Below are 21,571 nucleotides of genomic sequence, written 5' to 3' on the forward strand. Positions count from 1 at the left end.
TGGTCCTATGATTATTCTGGTATTTTTCGTACAACGTCCGGCCAATCAAACGGATAGCGTATATACCCATCAACCAGTCATAAATATAATGGGTGGATTATTATATACAATTCGCACTGTTAATGTAGCCAAGAAAATTATTAAAATAAGGAAATTTGGATTCTTTAGCATGTTCTCTCCTCTCACTGTATTTACAATTATTATACAATAACTACATACATATTCCATACTCTGGTATTTAGATTGTCTAGGTTTTTTGGGGCTTGTTTTACTTGTTAATATCGGCATTGGTTTGTGGCATAAAGATTTTAAATATTTCCCTTACCTTGTATGACACTTACTCTATCGCCAAAAAGGAAAAAATTATAATGAATATACTAAGGACTTTCGTGATATATTCACAAGAACAAATGTTCTATATTGAGAGGGGGTACAGCATGATTGACTACTCAAAACTTCCCCATCACGAGGTCGCCTGTATTTATTGCCAGTCTTTTATGCTTCCATTGAAGCTGTAGACAGAGGGCTCGGCCCACTTACTACCCTCTTAGCAGTTGTAGGCGATAAAAATCGCCCCGGCTCCGTAATTCTTGTGGCTTCTCCAGCTTTAAAAAACAATTCGGTATCCGGACAGGAAACCGACTATATGAAATCCCTCCCGATCCGCGTATCCAGATGGTAAATGCTCAGATGGGACTGTACCTGGACACATCTATGACTATTACTAAATTACTAAACCAGTACGTACCGACTGAAGCTATTTCTACATATTCCGTTGATGAGAGTTGGATTACCTTAGATGCCACAGCACACCTACACGGGACAACACTCGAAGCAGTTCAACGTATCCAGAAAGATATTCTTATGCAGCTTAGATTACCGTCCACAGCTGGAATCGGTCCGAACAAGCTCCTTGCAAAATTGGAGTTGGACAATTACTCCAAGAAAACAGGGATCGCAGAATGCACGTACCAGGATATTCCCCACCTGCTGTGGCCGCCGCTGGTGAAAGACATATGGGGGATTGAAAGAAAGATGAAGAAAAGGATTAATTCAACAGGGATTTATCAGCAAGAATATACAATTCGCTTAGCCCTTCTACAGAGCTACTCAATTTGTCTAAATGTAAAAAGCGACCTTCTATGGTCGCTTTTATATATTCGGCGTTACTCCCTTGTTTTATGCAGTACAGACCTTTGTACTATTCTTTTTTTAAGTCACTCCGTATGTATGAAATAGGAATCTTTTTTATCAGTCTTCCACATGGGTGATGTGGTACATTTTAAGGTTAATATAGGAAGACCATCGTTGCTGGAGAAACCTAGTTTATAAGTTTGATGGTAGTGATTCCCTAAAATATCTCTAAACGAAACGACTAGATTGAAGTTTTTATACACTATGTTTCGAACCGGCAATATCAATAACACCTTCATAGCTTCAGCAGCGGTAAACTTTGGACTCGCTTATTTTCACTATTCGTCTTCCGATTTTCTCTAAGTGTTTCGTTAAAAATAAATATGGTCACCGATCCGTTGAGGAATGCCCCGAACATACTTCCATAAAATCCAATCCAGTTGCTTGGTGGCAGTGGCTTTATCCAATTCGGTAGATCTATTGATAAGATCCCGTAAACAGCCATAGCTAAAGAAACACTTAAAGCTAGTAACAAGATAACCATCCATCGAATTAAAGAAAAACACTCTCCCTTTCCAATGGATTGTCTCAATTTTTTTGAAAAATGATGTTTTAACATAATTACCTCTTTCTAACATAAATTTTTAAATATATCTTACTGGAATGTACAATTAGATGCTACTTTAATATCATACCATTCAGAGAGACAGCCCCTGCCTCTCTTTTTGATCTCAGCAAATCAAATTGTGTAAATTTAGCCTATTAGCAAAGGCAAAATTAAAGATATATTGGTATTATTGGATCAAATAACGGAGGTGGACAGGGTGAAAACCACGGGAATCATTAGACCCTTGGATAGTTTGGGTCGTATCGTAATCCTTTAAAAGTATCCTGACTCTTCACAAAATTTTTATGCCGATTGGCGTAAAAATATCTAATTCTAAATAATAACCAATGAAAGACGGTATTTATAATGGATGAAATCATATCAGTTAAAGATCTCACCTACCTGTTGTCCGATCATCATACAATGGACAAAAATGTGGAGCTGCTACATCTCAAATTTACACAGCATGTATGGGACGAAATACTTCTTCTGTCTGATTACCTAAACGACACGGCACAAGTTATATACCAACAGCTGCAAGATGCTCGCTTTTTTTTAATGAACCTTTTGAATTAAGCCTAGAAAAGAAAAAATATATATCATTTTATACATAAATATACCTACATAACCAGCACTGCTGGATTCAATGAAGAATCTTTTCTTTCACTCTTCACAACTAAACGTGAGATTGATACCTACTGTTGATCCGCATGGTTGACCCACTATAATCAACATCAACTATAGTAGCTTCCTGAATGGTCAAGTCAATTTTTCGTTTTTACGCCCTCTGCTAACCATCCCATGATATATCCCCCTGCAACCACCAGTTTTTCTGAGCCAGATGGATGATACACCCCACTTTTCCAACAAAAAAAGAACCAACACAAGCCGATATAATCGCCCGGGTTCTTCACGGAATTTTAGGGGTTTCTGCACGGCAATTTCAGATAATTCCAAAAGAATTCAAAATTTTATTATATTCGCTAAAAAAAGAAAATTGATTCTATAAATTGGTTGTTATATTGATTTTGAGAACTCCTACCTTATATGTACGTATATGAACATAAGGGAGGAAATTTCCGATGGGTGCTATCGAAGATTACCGACGCGAGCTTTATAGAATTGCTTGGAGAATGCAGTATCGTACAAAACGAAATCGGAAACGTGAAATTTCTTTAGAATCCAAGCCTAATCTCTTTCAAACCTCGTTTTCGGAAGAATCTGATAACAAAATAATGATGAAATCATACATTAATAGACTAAGGTCTGAGGTAGGCAAAAAGGTCATCTATGAAATTTACATAAACGATAAAAAGGAAGGCCAAGTTGCCAAGGAACTACATATTACACAACAGGCGGTGAACAAATGGAAAAAGAAGGTGCTTCACGATTTATGTCAGATGATGAGTTTATGAAATTAGTAGAACTTGCCCAAACCAAATCCGATGTAGAGGCTATGAATGCAATTTTCCAATATTTCGATCCAGATATTAAACGATTAAGTAAATTTATCCTTATGCCAAAAGAGGATGCCATCCAGAGTATGAAAACCGAACTTCTTGAGTTTATCATGAAAAAATAAGAGTCCTTAGCGATAAGCTGCTTCCAGTTACTCTACCGGAGGCAGCTTATTTAGTTTTTGCTGTGGTCGAGTTGGAATATACTCCTCAACTCTTCTCACATCTTGAGCATAATTTTAAATTATACAGGATAATCCAAAGGTTTATCCCAGGATCTATTCTAGCTAGAGGGGCTATTCAAATTTAGAGAGGGATTTTCTCGATCTAGAAAAAGTTCATATTCAGGTTGTGTAGTTACAGTCCCCAACTCCTATATAAGTGTAGGGGATAATCGAGCAAAGTACATGAATTGAAAAAATTTTATGTATTCGCATTTTTCACGATTGGTTGTAATTCACAGCCTTAAATCACCTACATAAGTGAGAGGGAATTGAAGACTAACATCAAAGAATGTGGAGCCATTTAGATGTTAGCGACTCCATCAAATCCACTCTCAACTAAACTAATGGAGGCGTTTAACAATGGGTTATCACATTATTGCTAATTTTCCATCTAATCGAGATTACAAAGGAACACTGAAAGTTTATAATGATAGTGGCAGTTTGGTATTTGGACCTGTAGAAGCTTTAGGCCGTGGATCAAATGATGCAAAAAACGGTCAGGATCATACGAACTGGAGACTTAAATATGCAGACATTCCTACGGGTGTCGCGAAAACAATTGTTTATGCTAAAGGTGATTCTGACTACTCTTATGGTCCTTATAAGCGTGTGTGGCTGAATCAAGCGGTAAGTGGAAACTTCCTGACTGCTACAAATAATGGCCGCGACGAAATTATGATTCATGGCGGAGATCCTGCTAAGAGCACATCTTTAACATGGTATCCTTTGCGTCCAACATACGGTTGCATTAGACTTACTAACAGCGATCAAAGAGCACTAATTCAAGTTCTTGAGCAAAACGGTAGTTCTGGTAAGATCACAATAAGCGAAAGCTAAAAAATTAAGAGCGGAGGTAAAACTCCGCCCTTTTTTGTATTAATTTGATTTGTATTTATCAAGTTTGAACCATTGTTGAAATTCTCTCTGGCTAATTTTTTTAACAGGTTTCACTTTTCTGCTGTCCATTGAGTATCTGTATAATTTCTTTTGGTCAGATGGATACTCACTTATATAGTCTAAATTTTTCCCATTTTTATGCCATAAAATCAGACTTGTGCTGATGTAATCCGTTTCCCTAGGAAGATATATAAAGGCATCCTTATTTGTGTTATATATAGCTATGGAGCTGCTTGATGTATCACCGTACGAAAAGGCAATTTGATCTTCTTTAGGTGACCAGTTATAAGCAGTAATTGATTCTATATTTTTTTTGCCTTTAGCCTTTAAAAGATCATTTACAATGGTAGATTTTCCGGTTTTAAGATTGATCAGTAGTAACGTATCTCCTGCACTCCGCTGTGCCTGTATAGCCAACCATGTATTAGAAGGAGATAATACTGCGCTCGATATATCACGCAGTTTATCATTATATCCATCTGTTTTAATGGTATAACTCTTTTCTCCTTTTTTGATCGTTATTGATGTAATAACACTTTTCTCAGAACTTGGTGCATTTTCTAGCTCAATTTTTTTTGCCACTAACGAAATGTTGTTCTCCTTCCAAATCAACTGATTTGGGGTCTCGCTCTTTTTAAACTTAGTTATGGACTGATACACAGATGGATTTACAGCATTAACTGAACTTTGAACATACGTATTAGGGCGTAATGTACTATTAGCATTGGCAATAGAAAAACCACTTACACTTCCCACAAGCACTACACTCGACAGGAAAGCAGTAGCGTATTTTAATCTTAGATTTTTCATTTTAATTGCTCCTTTGTAAAAAAATTATTGTTCTACAGGTCTTGATCCAAGGTTTTCCTAAAACTATATCTATATACATAGACGTGAAAATCGTGAATTTGTTTCTTGTTTATTGAAAATAATTACATAACAATTGGAAAACGTTAAGGCAAGGGTGATACTTTCGCCCGCTCTAGCAGACCATCCCAAGTCAAACATTCCGCCATAAGGTTGGACGACATTGGGGCTGGCAAGCGCGCTTTCACGGGATTACAGACATACCGACTCCATGCGTAAAGAAAAAAGCTGAGCAACCGCCCAGCCTTACCGTTACTTATCTAGTTTAGTAAAATCCATATCCACAATCACAATCCGTTTAACACAATCAGGAAAAGCACATTGACTCCCTGACTTCAAATAAAGTTCTCTAAGTACACCAGTTATCGGCTGTAGCCTTTTCACCTTGGACATTTTCCACTTCTGTTGATTTTGCAGAACGAGCCCTACAAAGTCAACTTTTAATCTGTGCAGCAGGTACAATTCGGTATAATCCTGAAGTCTCGCCAGCCGCGGGACGTAATTCCTGGATGAACCAGCCTAACGACAGCACTCTCTCCAGCCGATCATACTCAGCCTTCGTCAGTTCGGATGTAACAGCTTCGCTTCCTTCCTCCAGTGACAGCTCAGGCTCCCGCCCGAACGCAACGGCAATCCACGAACGAATACCCCGGATCGTATTGTACTTGATCTGATATCCGTCCGTTACCGCGCTGACAAACACCTCCGGCTCTTTGGACGCCAGCCCGGTGACAAGCTCTGTATAATCAAAATCGGATGGTCCGTCCGTTGGCAGCTCATTTTGCTGCACCCGACGGATTAATTCCTCTTGGGACCAGCCTAAAGAGCGTAATGATTCCAGCAAGAGCGCGTCCCATTGGGAAATACGTACTCTTTTTGTCGATTCAGTCATCGTTTTTTACCTCCTTTGGGTCATGCACATCGTACAACCGCTCTTAACCCTAACGGTTAACCGGGTATGCTACATAATGGCCGGGACTGATTTCTCTCAGCTCGGTTGCACTGTTGTTATCCTTGTCCCATACTAATGAGCCGTCTGGTTGGGCCAAGCCCCCCTCCAGTCCCTCCCGCTCTCCGACTGCTCTCGGATCAGGCACAGGGATGGAGGACAGCAGCGCCTGCGTATAAGGGTGAGCGGGCTGCTCATACAACTCATCTGCATCAGCTACTTCTACCAGTCGCCCATGGTACATCACACCGATTCGGTCTGAAATATGCCGCACCATCGACAAGTCATGGGCGATGAACAGGTACGTCAGCCCGAACTCCTGCTGGAGATCCTCCAGCGTGTTAATGACCTGCGCCTGGATGGACACATCCAGTGCCGAAATCGGCTCGTCACAGACGATGAACTCGGGGTTCACGGAGAGAGCACGAGCGATGGAAATCCGCTGGCGCTGCCCGCCGCTGAACTCGTGCGAGTAGCGATACAGATGTTCCCGCTTCAGCCCTACCTTTTCAAGCAAAGCCACTACAGCATCCTTACGCTCACTCCCCTGATGCAATCTGTGAATATCCATCGGCTCACCGATCAGGTCAAGCACGTTCATACCCGGATTAAGAGAGGAATATGGGTCCTGAAAAATGCTCTGAATGCGCCGACGCAGCGGCTTGAGCTGTTTGTCGTTCAGCTTGGAAATATCCTGACCGTCAAAGCGTACCATACCTTCTGTATAATCGTATAACCGTGTCAGACAGCGTCCAACCGTTGATTTCCCACTACCTGACTCACCGACCAGTCCGAACGTCTCACCACGCTTGATTTGAAAGCTCACGCCATCCACCGCCTTGAGCACCTCAGAGCTACGCCCTAACAAATCCTTTGCGGTCACAAAATGCTTCTTAAGCTGGTGTACCTCTACCAAGGGCTGATGCTCACCCAATACATCGTTTGCTTCACTCACCGTTATTCCCCCCTTCCGCTTGCCCCGCTTCGGGCGTCTCGTAGACTCCAGCAGGCACTGCGTCCGGCTCGTTCAACCAGCAGGCTGCTCGCTGATCCGGGCGCAGCTCCACCATCGGCGGCCGCTCCACACAGCGGGCAAACGCATGCGGGCACCGTTCCATGAACGGACAGCCCGATGGCGGGTTCAGCAGGTCTGGCGGCGTGCCCTCAATCGGCACCAGCCGCTCGCGGAAGCCGTTCGTGCGCTGGGGCACAGAACGCAGCAGGCCCTGCGTATACGGGTGGCCCGGACGATAAAAGATATCGTCCACGCGCCCCTCCTCCATCACCATACCGCCGTACATGACGATGACACGGCTACACACCTGGGCGACGACGCCCAGGTCATGGGTGATCAGAGCAATCGACATGTCGGATTGCTGCTTCAGCGTCTTGAGCAGCTCCAAGATTTGCGCCTGAATCGTCACGTCCAGCGCTGTAGTCGGCTCATCTGCAATCAGCAGCTCCGGGCTGCACGAGAGCGCCATGGCAATCATCACCCGCTGGCGCATCCCGCCACTGAATTGATGCGGGTATTGGTTCATTCGGCGCTCCGGCTCGGTAATGCCTACTTGTCGCAGCAGTTCTACAGCTGCTTGCGTAGCCGCTTCCTTGCTCAGTCCTCGATGTCTGCGGATCACCTCAACCAGGTGATAGCCAACCTTTTTGACCGGATTCAGTGAGGTCATCGGGTCCTGAAAGACCATCGCAATCTGGTTTCCGCGTATTTTGCGCCATTGCTTTTCCGTCAGGGCGGTCAGACTTTGTCCCCGATAACGGATATCGCCGTTCAGCCGCTTGCCCGGCGGGGCGATCATCGACATGATCGCTTTCGCTGTAACACTTTTGCCGCTGCCGGATTCTCCTACGATTCCTACCGTTTCTCCAGCATCAATATGAAAACTAACCCCTCGAACTGCCTGATTTTCCCCTTCACGAGTGAAAAAGGAGACCTCCAGCTGTTCGACGGACAATAGATGTTCCGTCATTGTGTTTCGCTCCTTCCTGTCGCTCCTGGAGCCATTTGTAATGGATCTGTGCTATGAATCATCGTTTTACTAATTTGGGTTCAAAGCCTACACGCAACACATCTCCCAAAACATTAAAGCTCAACACAGTCAGTAAAATAAGTAGACCCGGGAATAATGCCATATATGGGGCCTGTGCAATATATCCTTGGGCATTATTCAGCATACTGCCCCACGTAGCGTTAGGTAGCTGAACACCAAAGCCGAGGAAGCTCAGTGACGATTCCATCATAATCGCTGAAGCGATATTGTTCGTCGCCCCTACGATAATTACCGGAATCAGATTCGGTACGATGTGCTTCATAATAATACCAAACGTACTTTGTCCCGAAGCTTTGGCGTATAGTACATACTCCCGTTCGCGCAACGTCATTGTCTCTGCACGAACCACCCGGGCAATGTTCATCCACATGAGCAGGGCGATAATAACAATGATATTGCCGACGCCCGGCTTCAAAAACACACTCAGCAGCAAAATAACCAAGAAAGACGGAATCGACATGATCAGCTCCAAAACCCGCATAAGCAGATTGTCGATCCATCCTCCAAAATATCCGCTCACAATACCTACCACTGCACCGATACTGGTCGCAATAATCATGGACGCAAAACCTACCAGCAATGATACACGTCCACCGTACAGTGCTCTTGTAAAATAGTCCCGCCCATAATCATCCGTCCCAAACCAGTGTGCCGCTCCCGGCGGTTGGAGACGCTCCAGCACGTTCAACTTATTCGGGTCCTGCGGCGATAAAAATGCGAAAATCGCCCCCAGCGAGAATACGATCAATAGTATGAGGGCGACGGCGCCCATTTTGCTCGTCATCAGCTCGATCCCGATGTTGCGCCATTTGCTCCGATTCATGAATTCACCTCGTTGATTTAATTCTCGGGTCCGCAATGCTGTATAAGATATCTGCAAGCAGATTACCCAGGATCAGCAGCAGAGCGGAAAATAAAGTAATCCCCATGATGACGGGATAATCCATTCCTTTTACCGCCGTCATGCCCAGCGAGCCAATGCCCGGCCAGGAAAATACCGTCTCCGTCACAATGGCTCCAGCCACCAGGTCCGCAACCGACATTCCGAGCAGCGTAATGATGGGCAGCAGCACATGCTTGAGCACATGTCGAAACAAAACCAGTCTTTTTCCAGACCCAAACGCGTATTGAATCTGCACATACTCTTCCTTGAGCTGCGTAATCGTGCTGGAACGGATGTACCTCACATACACAGACAGAAAGCCGAAGGCCAGTACAAAACATGGTAAAATTCCATGCTTAATCACATCCAGCACCGAATCCGTACCGATGGTACGCATCCCTGTACTCGGAAGCCAGTGCAGATAAATCGCAAATAAATAAATAAGTAAAATACCGAGCCAAAACAGCGGAACAGAAATCCCGATGTACGACATCAGATTAATGAGCTTGTCGATCCAGCGATTCCGATTAGCCGCAGCCGTCAAACCGAGTGGAATTGCAATCAGCACAGCCAGTATGATAGATGCGCCCATTAACCCGGCTGTAGCCGGTAGACGATCGAGAATCTGATCCAGCACAGGCTGGTGATTAATTAGCGAGTAGCCGAGATCACCCGTTAGGCTCTTTTTAAGCCATAATATGTACTGCACATAAGCGGGCTGGTCCAGCCCCAAGCTATGCCTCATTCGTTCAATGTCTTCCAGATGCATATTCGGTGTAACAAAAGAGAGAACCGGATCACCTGGAGCCAGCTTGATCAAGCCGAAGCAGACGATGGACACAAAAAATAGCATCGGTATAACTTGCAGCAACCTTCTGGCGATGAGTTGTCTCATACGTTTCCCTTCCCCTTGCTGTTTTCGAAAAAAATAAGCTGGTTAGCCCAGCTTATTTTTGAAAACCCTGTCTTATTTGTGATAAATTTTGGACAAATCCTCGAAAATCACGACCGGCTTCAACACAGCCTGATCAATACCGCCATACTGCTTGTCGAAGGCTACAATAGTCTTGGTGTAAGCAATCGGGTAGATGACAGCATCCTCAGCCAGCAGCTCTTGTACCTTTTTATAAATTTCTCCACGTTTAGTCGTATCCGACTCACCCGCGCCCTCTTCCAGCAGCTTATCCACTTCTTTATTTGAATAATGCGAATAATTGGAGGACGATCCGGTGCTATACAAAATACGATATGCATCAGGGTCATACCCCATGATATAGCCGCTGATCGCCAGATCGAAGTCCTTGGCATTCGTATCGACGAACTTTTGCGACCATGCCGAGGAATCCATGCTGTTCACGTCCAGCTGAACGCCTATGTCCTTGAACTTCTGCTGGATATAGAGCGCTTGTGCTTCCTGTACCTTGTTGCCGCCCGGAATGATAATGCGCAGCTTCAGTCCTTCAGCTCCAGCCGATTTCAGCAGCTCCTTCGCCTTGTTCACATCATTATTGAAAAATGCAACGTCGTTCGTGTGATACAGTACATCCTGTGTCAGAGCAGATTTCGCAGTATCTGCATAATCCTTGGAGCCATAGGAGACTTGAATCAATTCATCCTGATTCAATGCATAAGAAAGCGCCTGACGTACTTCTTTTTTGTTCAACTGCTTCGTATCACTGTTTTCATTAAACATCAGATAAGCCAAGCGACCTTCGCTGTAAGGGAAAATGTCAAACTTATCTGTTGCTTTAATGGTCTCTACATTTTGCGGATCGAGATAGTTTACATTGATCTCACCATTTTGAAGGGCCAAATTCGCAGCATTCGAATCTTTAACAATCCGGTATGTTACTGAATCCAGATGCGGCTTGCCGCCAACATAGTTATCGAACCGTTCGAGTGTAACGTACTCACCAGTTTTGTACTCTTTAAATTTGAAAGGACCTGATCCAATCGGAGAGTTGTTTTTCGTGCTTTTCTCAATATCCGCTTCATTCTCGAAAATGTGCTTCGGAATCGGGGATACCTGTACCAGTGCTGCCTCAAAAGCAGGAGCTGGCTGAGGAAGCTTGAAATCGACCGTTGTATCATCAACCTTGCTCGCCTGTACCGGTTTGCCATTAACCATAAAATTACTTCTCAAAAAGCTGTGCTGCTTCTCGTCCAAAATTTTGTTAATGGTGAAAACGACATCGTCAGCTGTCAGCTTCTCGCCATCATGCCAAGTCAGATCTTTTTTCAGTTTTAGTGTATAAGTCAGCTTGTCTGCTGAAGGAGTCAGACTGTCTGCCAAATAAAATGTCTTTTTGCCATTGTTCACTTGAAACAATGGTGCGAATATCGCCTGGTCTATCGTCAGACTTACCCGATCACCCGCATAGTTTGGATTCAGCACCACCGGATCAGCTTGTACGCCAATGATCAGGCTGCCGCCATCTTTAGGCTGTCCGTTATCAGCTGTTGTGGTAGCTGTACCAGGCGTATTCCCATTCGTCTCAGACGTAGATCCAGAATTCCCGCCGGAGCATGCACTTACAACCAACATTAATACAATTAATACCAATACACCAGTCAAATTACGACGCATCGCTCTAGCCCCCGTGTCCTCTTAGTATGTAATAAATTTATTATAAATCGGAATAGTCGGATTTACAATCGATCAAAAACTGTTTATTCCCCTTGTCATTAGCATTCCAGACATTATGTGATCGAATCTAGAAAAAAACACCCGGTAAGGGTGTCTTCAGAGTATCCACAAACTGATCAGTGCCAGGATGGCAGGCAGGCCTTGCTTTAATAAAATAGACTTATTAGCAGTTAATGCACCATACAACGCAGCCACTACCACACAAATGACAAAGAATAATTGGATTTGCCGCCCGATCACAGTATCTGGATAGAACAAGCCCCACACCAATCCGGCTGCCAAAAAGCCGTTGTACAGCCCCTGATTTGCAGCCAGGGATTTGCTTGCTTCTGCCAGCTCCTTCGAGGTGCCGAACGTACGCATCGCCCGCGGAGTCGTCCACAGAAACATTTCCAATATTAGAATGTACACATGCTCCAGAGCTACAATTCCGACCAATATTGAACTAAGTAAGCTCAAGTATATTCCTCTTTTCCACATAAAGTTACTATGAGGTGATTTTTAGATCTATCCTCGAAAAGTATAGTTCATCTTCCAAAAACAGTAAAGAGACCGAGCCTAAGGCCCGGCCTCATTTCTACATGAAGCCTTACATCGTTCTTGCAAAATCCAACAAAGATTTGGACATGCTGTTGATCTCGTCCGTAGACGCATTCACTTGCTGCGTTAGCGCGGCTTGTGTCTGTGTCAGCGTAGACATGTTACCGATATTGTGCAAAATCCGCTCGATGAGTGTCTTCATTTCGTCCAGACTGGTCTCGATATTTCCGGTTGCATCAGCACTGTGAATGGCGAGTTTTCTCACTTCATCTGCGACTACCGCAAAACCCCGCCCCTGCTCGCCCGCACGCGATGCTTCAATGGCAGCATTCAGACCCAGCAGATTTGTTTGATTCGCAATCTCTTTAATGAAGTTGGAAATATTTTGGGTTTCTTCTGCACTGACTTTGGCTTGATTCGCTGCCTCTGTCGATTGCTCCTGAGCTGTTGCCAGCTCCTGCGCCTGGTTACTAACCGAGTTAACGCCGTTCACCATTTCCGTAATGGAATCGGAGAGATGCTGGATTTTGAGCGTAAGCTCATCCGCGACAGCCTGCTTTTCCTTTTCCACTGTGATATCACGAATGGTCCCGGCAATACGAATAGGCACTCCCTTGCTATCGCGTATGCTTCTTCCACTGTTTTGATACCAGCGATATTCGCCATTTTTACTTTGCAAGCGACACACCATGTCATATGGCGTACGATCTGAATAGTCATTTAAATGATCAACTACAGCCTTAAACGCATGCTCGGCATCGTCAGGATGTATACGCGAACTCCAACTGCTTAGTACACTCGGGAAGTCCTGCTCATCCTTAAAGCCCAAGGTGTGGCGGAATTGCTGGGACCACCAAAATATATTATCCGGGTTCTCAATGTCTCCATCAGCCAGAATGACATCATATGGAGCCTCCACCAAAACACGATTGATGAGATCATATCTTGTAACTAGAGCCTGCAACTCCTCGGACTTAATCTTCTGGTCGTGCACATCCAATAGAGCACCCGCAATTCGAAGCGGCACTCCCTGCTGATCGCGGATCGTCGTTCCGGTAGCCCGGAACCAGCGGTATTCTCCATGCTTCAGCTTCAAACGATACTGTACGTCATAAGGCGTCTTTCCCGTAAAATCCAGCAAATGATCTGACAAAGCTGCCAATGACCTATCATGATCTTCGGGGTGCAGCCGGGATGCCCAGCTGTTTAATACATTGGGGAAGTCCTTTTCGCTCTGATACCCCAGCATAGCACGAAATTCTTCTGACCATGTGAACGTATTACTTGGATTGACGGGATCACCCGCAACCACCTCCATGTCCCATAAGCCAATCTCTATAGCCTTGGTAACAAGCTTCAGACGGATGTCAACATGTTGAGCATCCTTTTTCATGGACTCAAGCGCTTGGTTGACATTGTTTGCGATTTCTTGAACCTCGGAAGATTTGGTTGAAACTTGTATTGCGGCGGAATAATCCTTCTGCTGTATTCTTTGTGAAAGTTTGCGGCTTTCTTCTACTAAAGGAGCAAGTGAGTCGGTCTCATTTTTTTTAAAAAACATATATGCTCTTCCCTTCTAAGCCAATATATAAAACGATATAGTTTAATATCGGAATTTTATTAAGAATCATTATAAATAAATCTAAAATTGCATAGGTAATAAGAATCATTTTTATGTCCATATACCTATATATTCATACAAAAAACATCGAAAAATGTCGAAAAAGGAAAGGTCTTAATAAGTCTGGAAACGAAAAGAGCACCTTCGCAATACTTCACAAAGGTGCTCTTTCTGTCAACTATTCAGTTCGTCGCATCTTATTTAATTGAAGCAACGTATTCTTCGCCCTTTTCTTTATCATATTGGCCTTCCCATTTGGACATGACCACAGCGGCAAGCGAGTTGCCTAATACATTGACTACCGTACGCGCCATATCCAGAATGCGATCAATACCAGCGATAAAAGCCAAACCTTCCAGCGGGAGATTCACTGCTCCAAGTGTAGCAAGCAAAACGACAAAGGAAGCACCCGGCACCCCTGCAATACCTTTGGATGAAATAATCAAAACTAGCACCAGCGTGATTTGTGTCGTGATTGGCAGGTCAATGCCGTACATTTGGGCAATGAAAATCGCAGCCAGTGCCTGATACAGGGTGGAACCGTCCAGATTAAAAGAATACCCAATCGGAATGACAAAGGAAGTAATTCCTTTAGGACATCCGAACTTCTCCATCTTCTCCATGATCTTAGGCAGAACACTTTCCGAACTGGCCGTCGAATATGCAAGCAACAGCTCACTTTTCAAAATTTTAATCATGGTCCAGAGACGGGTACCGCAAAGCTTGGCGATAATTCCAAAAACAATCACAATGAACAGCGCCATGGAGCCGTACACCGACAAAACAAGCTTCAATAATGGCCATAACGAGGCCAATCCAAACTTGGCCACTGTCGTTCCAATCAGTGCGAATACTCCGAACGGAGCCAGGCGCATGACCTGATTGGTTACCCAGAACATGGCGTCGGCTACGCCTTCAAAGAAATTCAGCACGGGCTTGCCCTTGTCACCAATCGCCGCTACCCCTAGTCCAAACAGTACGGAGAAGAATATAATAGCCAGCATATCTCCCTCGCCCAGAGCTTGAATAATATTGGTAGGAACAATATGCACAATCGTATCTATAAAGCTATGGCCTGACTTCTCTGCAGTCTCCACATAGGAATGAATATCACTCTTGGCCAGGTGGGACATATCCACGCCGTCACCCGGTCGAACCAAGTTGGCAACAAGCAGTCCGAAAAGGATGGCGATTGTCGTTACAATCTCAAAGTACAGAATAGACTTGCCGCCAAGTTTACCTAGTTTTTTCATGTCTCCCACGCCGGCAACGCCGATAATGAGCGTTGAGATCACAATAGGCACGACAATCATCTTGATCAAGCGGATGAAAATATCGCCGATTGGCTTTAAGTAGACTTCCACCCCTGAATTGCCGTAAAATAAGGCACCAATAATAATACCTAAAGCCAGACCGATAAAGATTTGCATCGTCAAATTAATCTTTTTCACTTCGTGTCCCCCCTGGCTGATTTGTATATTTTTGCAGTATGCTGTTCTTAATATTCAAATGATGTTATTTATACTACAATCTGATCTATAAAAAACGACAATTATCTACAGCCACATTTATTTTTTTCTATAAATTCACAAACTTTAACGGCGAGCCTGTGAATTTAGCTCACATTGCCTTTCTGACTGAATACCCAGGAGGTGAATATGGATGAAGTTGAATACGCTCCTTTTCCTGCTCATGCTTGTATTTGTACCGCTCGCAGGTGAGCTGAATATTCACCCGTTCGCTAATACATTCCGTCTCAGCTTTGGTACGCCTGTATTTTTTTTCTTTCTGTTATCTATTCGTCATATTCCGCCTGCATTATCGGGAGTGCTTGCAGGGATAGCTGTAGTGGCCTTTCGCATCTTACTCAATCATTACACTCAGCCCGGTCTTCCCTTTGAAGAGTTGCTGACACTACATGGCCCTACCTTTTTTTATTACATGGTCTACGGTCTGCTCTTCCAGGTCCTTAACATTAATGCTGAGCCTTACCGCGCACTCCGCGTGGGCATCCTCTCTGTAGGGATTGAGGTTGCCGCAAGTGTGTCGGAACTTAGCGTCCGGTGGAGCATGGACGGCGATTTCTGGGACATCATTAAGATCAGCAAAGTAGCTTTCATGGCTATGATCCGCAGCTTCTTCGTGCTTGGGTTTTATAATATGATTCGGCTAAATCAATCGGTTCAGCATGAAGAGGCACAAAGGCAGCAGACAGAGCGAATTTTACTCCTTGTATCGGACTTGTATGAGGAGTCGGTCCAGTTAGGCAAAACACTATCACATGCAGAACAAATCACTCGTGAAAGCTACGAGCTGTACCGTGAGCTACAGCAGGATGAATCTCTGAAGGATAGAGAACATTACGCCAGACAGGCACTTCGTATTTCCGGACAGGTTCACGAGATTAAAAAAGACAGCCAGCGGATTTTTGCTGGTTTGTCCAAGCTGATTGATGCCGAAAGCGGAGTCCATTACATGGCTTCTCAAGAGCTTGGGGAGCTAATCATCCGAACGAACAGCAAATATGCGCAATCGCTGGACAAGTCCATTCGTTTTACCCTAGATGTCGATCCTTTGTTACCCAAGCTGCATGTTTATACCGTTTTGACACTTATTAATAACCTGACAGCCAATGCGGTTGAAGCAATGAAGGACAACGGAAGGATCGACGTTTCCATTCGTTGTCTCCCGGGAAAAGAGGATATAGCTTCCTTTAGTGTTACCGACAACGGTCCGGGTATTCCTCAGCGGAAACGGGAAACGGTCTTCACACCAGGGTACACGACCAAGTATGATGAGGAAGGACAGCCGTCGACCGGTATGGGATTGTTTTATGTGCGTGAGGTCGCGGAGAGCCTTGAAGGAACGATTGAACTGCAACAGGATGAAGAAGAGAATACAGATAGATTACAGACCACTTTTAGAATTACATTGCCTTTACGGAAACTGACGGAGAAAGGAAGATAGCCCGGATGCGTTTTTATATTGTGGATGACGATCAGGGAATTCGTTCTATGCTGGCAGATATTATTGAAGACGAAGGTCTAGGGGAAGTCATCGGGGAAGCAGAGGATGGTACCTACGTGAATAGCGGCCTCCTGGAGCTGAACCGGATTGATGTATTGCTGATTGACCTGCTGATGCCGCTTCGTGACGGCATTCAGACCGTGCGTGCACTCGGCGATCAATTCAGCGGCAAAATCATTATGATTTCTCGCATCGAATCCAAAAACATGATCGGCGAGGCGTACTCGCTCGGTATTGAATATTATGTGGCCAAGCCTTTGAATCGACTGGAGATTATTGCAGTTATTCATAAGGTGGCTGAGCGTCTGCGCATGCAGCAATCGATTACGGATATCCAGCGCACGCTTCAAGGGTTGTCGATGTTCACATCGAATAACCCAACGGCAACAATTGAACCGACCCGAAACATCGTAACTTCCGGGCAGTTTCTGCTCTCTGAAATGGGGATGATCGGGGAAGCCGGGAGTATGGATCTACTGGACATGCTGGAATTTCTGGACCAGTATGAGGAGGAAACAGGCAATCTATCTCCCTATCTGTTCCCGCCGTTGAAGGATATATTTGCCAATGTGGTGTCCAAACGGTTGGGGGCTTCAGCCTCAGCAGTAGAGCTGAGTAAGGAAATCAAAGCATCGGAGCAACGTGTCCGCCGCGCTATTTTCCAGACGCTAAGCCATATAGTATCGCTCGGATTGACCGACTATACGCATCCTAAATTTGAAAATTATGCATCCAAATTTTTTGATTTTACAGAAATCCGCAAAAAAATGCTGGAGCTGCAAAACAATGTGGAGCCTTCACTGTCCCAAGCCCGCATTAATACGAAAAAGTTCGTACAGGTGCTCTATATGGAAGCAAAACGGCTATTACACTAAGCATTTTGCATAAATCCCAAGAGTATTCACAAATCAGCAATATATAGATCGGAACGGGTTAGTCCGTCTAAATATTGTACCTTCGAGCGTTGGGAATCGAATTATGCAAACTGCTGACATTAAAAGAAAAGCACCTGCATCTCCCCATGTATCTATTACTCGGAGATAAAACAGGTGCCCATCGTTGATGATTCGATATCCCTTTAGTCCAGACTCTTGTCCTGCCACTCCATAGCTTCCAAGAGATCTACACCATCGGACAGCAGACGTTTCAAGACATTCAGTTCTTCCGAGCTATAACGATTTAAAAATTCAAATAACTGCTGCTGTACCTTAACATGCAGTCGTTCATGCACAAGAAAGAGTCTTTTCCCCAACGGGGTTAACCGAAAATAAATTTCTTTCTTGTTGTCGTTAAGCTGGGTTCTGCGAATCCAGCCTTCCTTGATCAGCTTGGTGCTGACTTTCGAAACTGTACCCTTGCTCAGCTCAATTCGATCCGCTAATGTCGTAACATTAATCGGCTCATGCCTCCCAATACAGTCAATGACGTGCACATCCGTCAGATTGAGCGAAGCAATTCCATCAAAATGCTCGTGGATTTCTTCGAGAATAGTCATGCTCTCTCTCTGCTGATGCTGCTCCAGCTGGTGATTCATCTTAATGAGCAAATCATAAACATGCTGAACTGATGTCGCTTTCTCCATACGAACAAATGGTCACTCCTTTGGCATACTCCTCCTTTCATTATAGCCCATTTTTGTTTCATAGAAAACAATATATGTATACGGAAAGCTCCCCTTTAACATTTCCGTATATATACAAAATATATCTAGTGTAGATACTTTGTTTCCCTTGAAACAATTTTATTTTAGTGAAATTGAGAATGATTATCAACCCTTTTTTAAAAGTTATTTCTGTTTCAATCCAAACTAAGTAGGTATTTTCATTTTGAAAAATATAATTGTATAATCGTAAAATGAGAATAAGCTAGAAACAAGTTCTCCATAGAAGGGATGATGATACATGTCGGATGCAAACCAATTATTCGGTCAAGCACTGGTTAAATCACTGGTCGGGGAACGTGGACATATTCGAGTAGCTCGGGCTTTACCAGACATCGACGTCGAGCTGGCAGGGAAGAAAAATGCAGAAATGCCTTACAGCATTTACCAACTGCTGAAGCATATGATTTACTGGCAGCAATTTATGTTGGAGCATTTGGAAGGACGGAAGCCCCAGCTTCCGGGGAATGTCATGGAAAGCTGGCCCGAAGAGACTGGACCGCAAAGCGAAGAGGCATGGCAGGCTGTTATTAACGAATTTTTACAGGGCGTGGATCAGGCTGTGCAGATTGCCGAAACCGCGCAACTGGATGATTCACTAGCTCATTTCCCAGGTGAAACGAAAGCAGGACTTCTGCGGAATATCGCTTCCCACAATTCATATCATTTGGGTGAAATCGTACTGCTACGCCGGATTTATGGAGCTTGGCCACCACCAGGAGGCGGCTTTCCCGCTTAAGGCAACACCACGCTCTAATCAAGATTTCCCCCATCCGCTGCTTCATACCTCCATCATTGCATTGGGATTTAGGCACCACGAGGAACTCGCTTGCGTACCCTATATGGGAACCCGCTAACTCGACCTGAAGCCGTTCATCCGTAATCAGGTGCAATCCGAATAACGGTTCCCATGATGCAAGATCAAAGAGAGGTTTCGAGGTTATGGTGAGACACTTATATTTAAATCGTAATATCGCCTGTATGATCGTGATCAGCCTTATTGCTAACATGAGTGGGAGTATGATCCTTCCACTCTTTGCTATTTATGTAGAGCAATTCGGGATATCTACACTCGGCATGAGTATTTTATTTTCTCTGTTTTATGTGGGAAGATTTCTTGGTGGAGGCATGGCAGGACGAATTTATGAAAAGATTGGCGCAAAACGCTTGGGGTTGAGCCTACTCATTGCCGAAATCGCTTGTATGCTCCTGTTTCCGATTGCAACAAGCTTCATCATTCTATCCATACTGAGACTCCTCCAAGGCTTGGTAGCTATAGGGCTAACCGTCTTTGTAAGAGTCACGATCAACCATATGAGCACCGCAGAGAATCGAGGCACGCTCAATGGATATATCAGCAGCAGTGAAGGTGCCGGTATGATTTTAGGGCCTCTTATGAGTGGAGCTATTGTTTCTTATTTTTCTTTATCCATTCCGTTTTATTTCGTTGCTATTTTCTCATGTATATCCTTCGTTGCCGTTTCAAGAATGACTTTCCTCAGTTCTCCCTTAAAGCCACAAGAACAGCATTCGCCCCCTCTGAAACCCAAAGGAAAAACCATGTTAACGAAACCGTTACTTGTCTATTCTACCGTTCATTTTCTTGAAATGAGTGCATTCGCTATATTTTTAACGTACTTCTCTGTATATGCAACCTACAAGCTCCATTGGAGTCCCGCAGAAATTAGCTTAGCTTTTACAATTATCGGCATATCAACCTTCATATCAGCACCCTTTATTGGCAAAATATCTGATCTACTTAAGGATCGCTTGATGCTTTGTATCATCGGTCTATTGTTGATCATGGTGGAAATCATCTTATTTCTTTGGTTCACAGAACCATGGATCGTATACTTAGCGATGTTCATCGGAGGTATAGGAGGAGCCAGCTATCTGGATTCCTTTTACTCGCAACTAGGGGATGTTATTCCTGAGGAAAATAGAAGCTCATTTATCGGCAACGTCGTATCTTTGTCCGAATTGGGGGCCATTGTGTCTCCGATCATCGCAGGTGCACTCATGGAACGGTTTAGCATCAACACTCCCTTTTACTACAATTTGATTTTGGTGTTGATCGCTATAGTTATCCAATATGTCATTCGATTCAAGTCGAAATCTATAAGAAAAAGGCCAATTGCATAAGCAACTGGCCTCCTTTCTTTTCATCACAGCTCCAACTCAACTGCAACCCCAAAATGATCCGATACAACCGGTCCTGTTTTCCCGTTCAGTACAACGGTTGAGGATTGTACCTGTGCAGCCTTATTGGAGAAGATAAAGTCAATGCGGAGCGGCTCCGCATTACTTTCCCAGCCAGCAATAGCTTTAATCACCGTGTGGCCATCATCACGTACTGCTGCATTCGGATAGGTGTCCGACCAGCCGGATTGCAGTACATAGTCATATCCTTCTCCGCGCACTTCAGCCGCGTTGTTGAAATCACCCATCATGAACACAGGAGTCGGAGCAAAAGAATTTAGCACTTTGGTTGTACGATCCCATAGTCCACGGAAGGATTCTTCATCATTCCACCAGTTAAAATGTCCACTTACAAACCAGGCCTGCACTCCGTCCACCACAGTTTGAATACCGACAATTTTACGTGAGCGGTAGTTGTCATAATCCTGTAGCGAGGAAACATATTCGTTCACCGTAGCTGTAATCGGTGTTTTCGACAGAATCGCCAACCCCTCGTCGTATTTGGCAAAACCAACATGCGCGGGAGCCCACGTCCAATGATAGCTATCAGACAATAGCCCGTTCAGCACATAAGCATAGTTATCACGCTTAATGACAACTTCAGGATCTGCGCTATGGTAAGTGCCCAAATCGTCCGCTGACAAAGGAGCCTCTTCCATGGACTGGTTCACTTCCTGTAAAGCAATGACATCAAACTGCTGTTCATCAATAAAAGCAGCCAGTTGCTTTAGCTTATCGTGCTGGTTTTCTTCCATCCAAGCATGTGCATTTAAGGTTAACAACTTCAAAGTAA

The 21,571-nt window shown here is 44.2% G+C and carries 20 protein-coding genes; 7 read left to right on the top strand and 13 right to left on the bottom strand.

What is annotated here, in order from left to right; genetic code table 11:
• Positions 1 to 651 precede the first annotated feature (651 nt).
• On the top strand, positions 652 to 1,239 hold the full coding sequence (locus NSS66_RS21405) for a Y-family DNA polymerase (RefSeq protein WP_340959791.1): 588 nt from the start codon (positions 652 to 654) through the stop codon (positions 1,237 to 1,239).
• Positions 1,240 to 1,429: 190 nt separating this feature from the next.
• Here NSS66_RS21405 and NSS66_RS21410 read toward each other — a convergent pair whose 3' ends face one another.
• The gene (locus NSS66_RS21410) at positions 1,430 to 1,753 is read right to left on the bottom strand and encodes a hypothetical protein (protein WP_340959725.1); all 324 of its coding nucleotides are present in this window, start codon (positions 1,751 to 1,753) and stop codon (positions 1,430 to 1,432) included.
• 1,354 nt (positions 1,754 to 3,107) lie between these two features.
• Here NSS66_RS21410 and NSS66_RS21415 point away from each other — a divergent pair.
• Both NSS66_RS21415 and NSS66_RS21420 read left to right on the top strand, forming a co-directional pair.
• A complete protein-coding gene (locus tag NSS66_RS21415) occupies positions 3,108 to 3,323 on the top strand; it encodes a helix-turn-helix domain-containing protein (protein WP_235322351.1) in 216 nt (71 codons plus the stop codon).
• Positions 3,324 to 3,782: 459 nt separating this feature from the next.
• Positions 3,783 to 4,259 carry a L,D-transpeptidase gene (locus NSS66_RS21420; RefSeq protein ID WP_023986571.1) on the top strand — a complete coding sequence of 159 codons (477 nt, stop codon included), beginning with the start codon at positions 3,783 to 3,785 and terminating at the stop codon, positions 4,257 to 4,259.
• 39 nt (positions 4,260 to 4,298) lie between these two features.
• Here NSS66_RS21420 and NSS66_RS21425 read toward each other — a convergent pair whose 3' ends face one another.
• The 10 genes from NSS66_RS21425 to NSS66_RS21470 form a co-directional block, all read right to left on the bottom strand.
• Entirely contained in the window at positions 4,299 to 5,129 is an 831-nt protein-coding gene (locus NSS66_RS21425; protein ID WP_340959726.1) for a hypothetical protein, read from the bottom strand.
• A gap of 490 nt (positions 5,130 to 5,619) precedes the next feature.
• Positions 5,620 to 6,078, bottom strand: coding sequence for a hypothetical protein (locus NSS66_RS21430; protein ID WP_340959727.1), 459 nt, complete (start codon positions 6,076 to 6,078; stop codon positions 5,620 to 5,622).
• 49 nt (positions 6,079 to 6,127) lie between these two features.
• Positions 6,128 to 7,090: an ABC transporter ATP-binding protein gene (locus NSS66_RS21435; protein WP_053324420.1), complete on the bottom strand. Its 963-nt coding sequence runs from the start codon at positions 7,088 to 7,090 to the stop codon at positions 6,128 to 6,130.
• On the bottom strand, positions 7,083 to 8,120 hold the full coding sequence (locus NSS66_RS21440) for an ABC transporter ATP-binding protein (RefSeq protein WP_053324419.1): 1,038 nt from the start codon (positions 8,118 to 8,120) through the stop codon (positions 7,083 to 7,085). Before NSS66_RS21440 ends, NSS66_RS21435 begins: the two co-directional genes overlap by 8 nt.
• A 58-nt stretch (positions 8,121 to 8,178) precedes the next feature.
• Positions 8,179 to 9,024: an ABC transporter permease gene (locus tag NSS66_RS21445; protein ID WP_013308329.1), complete on the bottom strand. Its 846-nt coding sequence runs from the start codon at positions 9,022 to 9,024 to the stop codon at positions 8,179 to 8,181.
• Between the two features lie 4 nt (positions 9,025 to 9,028).
• Positions 9,029 to 9,979: an ABC transporter permease gene (locus NSS66_RS21450; RefSeq protein ID WP_023986565.1), complete on the bottom strand. Its 951-nt coding sequence runs from the start codon at positions 9,977 to 9,979 to the stop codon at positions 9,029 to 9,031.
• 72 nt (positions 9,980 to 10,051) lie between these two features.
• A complete protein-coding gene (locus NSS66_RS21455) occupies positions 10,052 to 11,671 on the bottom strand; it encodes an ABC transporter substrate-binding protein (protein WP_068938348.1) in 1,620 nt (539 codons plus the stop codon).
• 156 nt (positions 11,672 to 11,827) lie between these two features.
• Entirely contained in the window at positions 11,828 to 12,190 is a 363-nt protein-coding gene (locus NSS66_RS21460) for a DUF1304 domain-containing protein (protein ID WP_023986563.1), read from the bottom strand.
• Between the two features lie 130 nt (positions 12,191 to 12,320).
• The gene (locus NSS66_RS21465; RefSeq protein WP_023986562.1) at positions 12,321 to 13,832 is read right to left on the bottom strand and encodes a methyl-accepting chemotaxis protein; all 1,512 of its coding nucleotides are present in this window, start codon (positions 13,830 to 13,832) and stop codon (positions 12,321 to 12,323) included.
• 257 nt (positions 13,833 to 14,089) lie between these two features.
• Complete coding sequence (locus tag NSS66_RS21470; RefSeq protein WP_023986561.1) at positions 14,090 to 15,343, bottom strand: cation:dicarboxylate symporter family transporter; 1,254 nt, start codon at positions 15,341 to 15,343, stop codon at positions 14,090 to 14,092.
• Between the two features lie 211 nt (positions 15,344 to 15,554).
• Between NSS66_RS21470 and NSS66_RS21475 the strand changes: the two genes are divergently transcribed.
• Both NSS66_RS21475 and NSS66_RS21480 read left to right on the top strand, forming a co-directional pair.
• The gene (locus tag NSS66_RS21475) at positions 15,555 to 16,859 is read left to right on the top strand and encodes a sensor histidine kinase (protein ID WP_076159906.1); all 1,305 of its coding nucleotides are present in this window, start codon (positions 15,555 to 15,557) and stop codon (positions 16,857 to 16,859) included.
• A 5-nt stretch (positions 16,860 to 16,864) separates the two neighbouring features.
• On the top strand, positions 16,865 to 17,794 hold the full coding sequence (locus tag NSS66_RS21480; protein WP_340959729.1) for a response regulator: 930 nt from the start codon (positions 16,865 to 16,867) through the stop codon (positions 17,792 to 17,794).
• A gap of 203 nt (positions 17,795 to 17,997) precedes the next feature.
• Here the strand turns inward: NSS66_RS21480 and NSS66_RS21485 are convergent, their stop codons facing one another.
• The gene (locus NSS66_RS21485) at positions 17,998 to 18,501 is read right to left on the bottom strand and encodes a MarR family transcriptional regulator (RefSeq protein ID WP_028541919.1); all 504 of its coding nucleotides are present in this window, start codon (positions 18,499 to 18,501) and stop codon (positions 17,998 to 18,000) included.
• A 319-nt stretch (positions 18,502 to 18,820) separates the two neighbouring features.
• Here NSS66_RS21485 and NSS66_RS21490 point away from each other — a divergent pair, with 319 nt between their 5' ends.
• On the top strand, positions 18,821 to 19,318 hold the full coding sequence (locus NSS66_RS21490) for a DinB family protein (protein WP_023986557.1): 498 nt from the start codon (positions 18,821 to 18,823) through the stop codon (positions 19,316 to 19,318).
• A gap of 203 nt (positions 19,319 to 19,521) precedes the next feature.
• A complete protein-coding gene (locus NSS66_RS21495; RefSeq protein ID WP_068938350.1) occupies positions 19,522 to 20,721 on the top strand; it encodes an MFS transporter in 1,200 nt (399 codons plus the stop codon).
• Between the two features lie 23 nt (positions 20,722 to 20,744).
• Here the strand turns inward: NSS66_RS21495 and NSS66_RS21500 are convergent, their stop codons facing one another.
• A complete protein-coding gene (locus tag NSS66_RS21500; protein ID WP_340953785.1) occupies positions 20,745 to 21,566 on the bottom strand; it encodes an endonuclease/exonuclease/phosphatase family protein in 822 nt (273 codons plus the stop codon).
• Positions 21,567 to 21,571 lie beyond the last annotated feature (5 nt).

The organism is Paenibacillus sp. FSL R10-2748, from assembly GCF_038005565.1.
Lineage (GTDB): Bacteria > Bacillota > Bacilli > Paenibacillales > Paenibacillaceae > Paenibacillus > Paenibacillus polymyxa_B.

Coding starts and splice junctions, on each gene's coding strand:
- NSS66_RS21430 (WP_340959727.1), bottom strand. CDS start 6,078: ATGACTGAATCGACAAAAAGAGTACGTATTTCCCAATGGGACGCGCTC.
- NSS66_RS21475 (WP_076159906.1), top strand. CDS start 15,555: ATGAAGTTGAATACGCTCCTTTTCCTGCTCATGCTTGTATTTGTACCG.
- NSS66_RS21425 (WP_340959726.1), bottom strand. CDS start 5,129: ATGAAAAATCTAAGATTAAAATACGCTACTGCTTTCCTGTCGAGTGTA.
- NSS66_RS21490 (WP_023986557.1), top strand. CDS start 18,821: ATGTCGGATGCAAACCAATTATTCGGTCAAGCACTGGTTAAATCACTG.
- NSS66_RS21415 (WP_235322351.1), top strand. CDS start 3,108: ATGGAAAAAGAAGGTGCTTCACGATTTATGTCAGATGATGAGTTTATG.
- NSS66_RS21485 (WP_028541919.1), bottom strand. CDS start 18,501: ATGGAGAAAGCGACATCAGTTCAGCATGTTTATGATTTGCTCATTAAG.
- NSS66_RS21420 (WP_023986571.1), top strand. CDS start 3,783: ATGGGTTATCACATTATTGCTAATTTTCCATCTAATCGAGATTACAAA.
- NSS66_RS21495 (WP_068938350.1), top strand. CDS start 19,522: ATGGTGAGACACTTATATTTAAATCGTAATATCGCCTGTATGATCGTG.
- NSS66_RS21445 (WP_013308329.1), bottom strand. CDS start 9,024: ATGAATCGGAGCAAATGGCGCAACATCGGGATCGAGCTGATGACGAGC.
- NSS66_RS21440 (WP_053324419.1), bottom strand. CDS start 8,120: ATGACGGAACATCTATTGTCCGTCGAACAGCTGGAGGTCTCCTTTTTC.
- NSS66_RS21465 (WP_023986562.1), bottom strand. CDS start 13,832: ATGTTTTTTAAAAAAAATGAGACCGACTCACTTGCTCCTTTAGTAGAA.
- NSS66_RS21480 (WP_340959729.1), top strand. CDS start 16,865: ATGCGTTTTTATATTGTGGATGACGATCAGGGAATTCGTTCTATGCTG.
- NSS66_RS21410 (WP_340959725.1), bottom strand. CDS start 1,753: ATGTTAAAACATCATTTTTCAAAAAAATTGAGACAATCCATTGGAAAG.
- NSS66_RS21450 (WP_023986565.1), bottom strand. CDS start 9,979: ATGAGACAACTCATCGCCAGAAGGTTGCTGCAAGTTATACCGATGCTA.
- NSS66_RS21455 (WP_068938348.1), bottom strand. CDS start 11,671: ATGCGTCGTAATTTGACTGGTGTATTGGTATTAATTGTATTAATGTTG.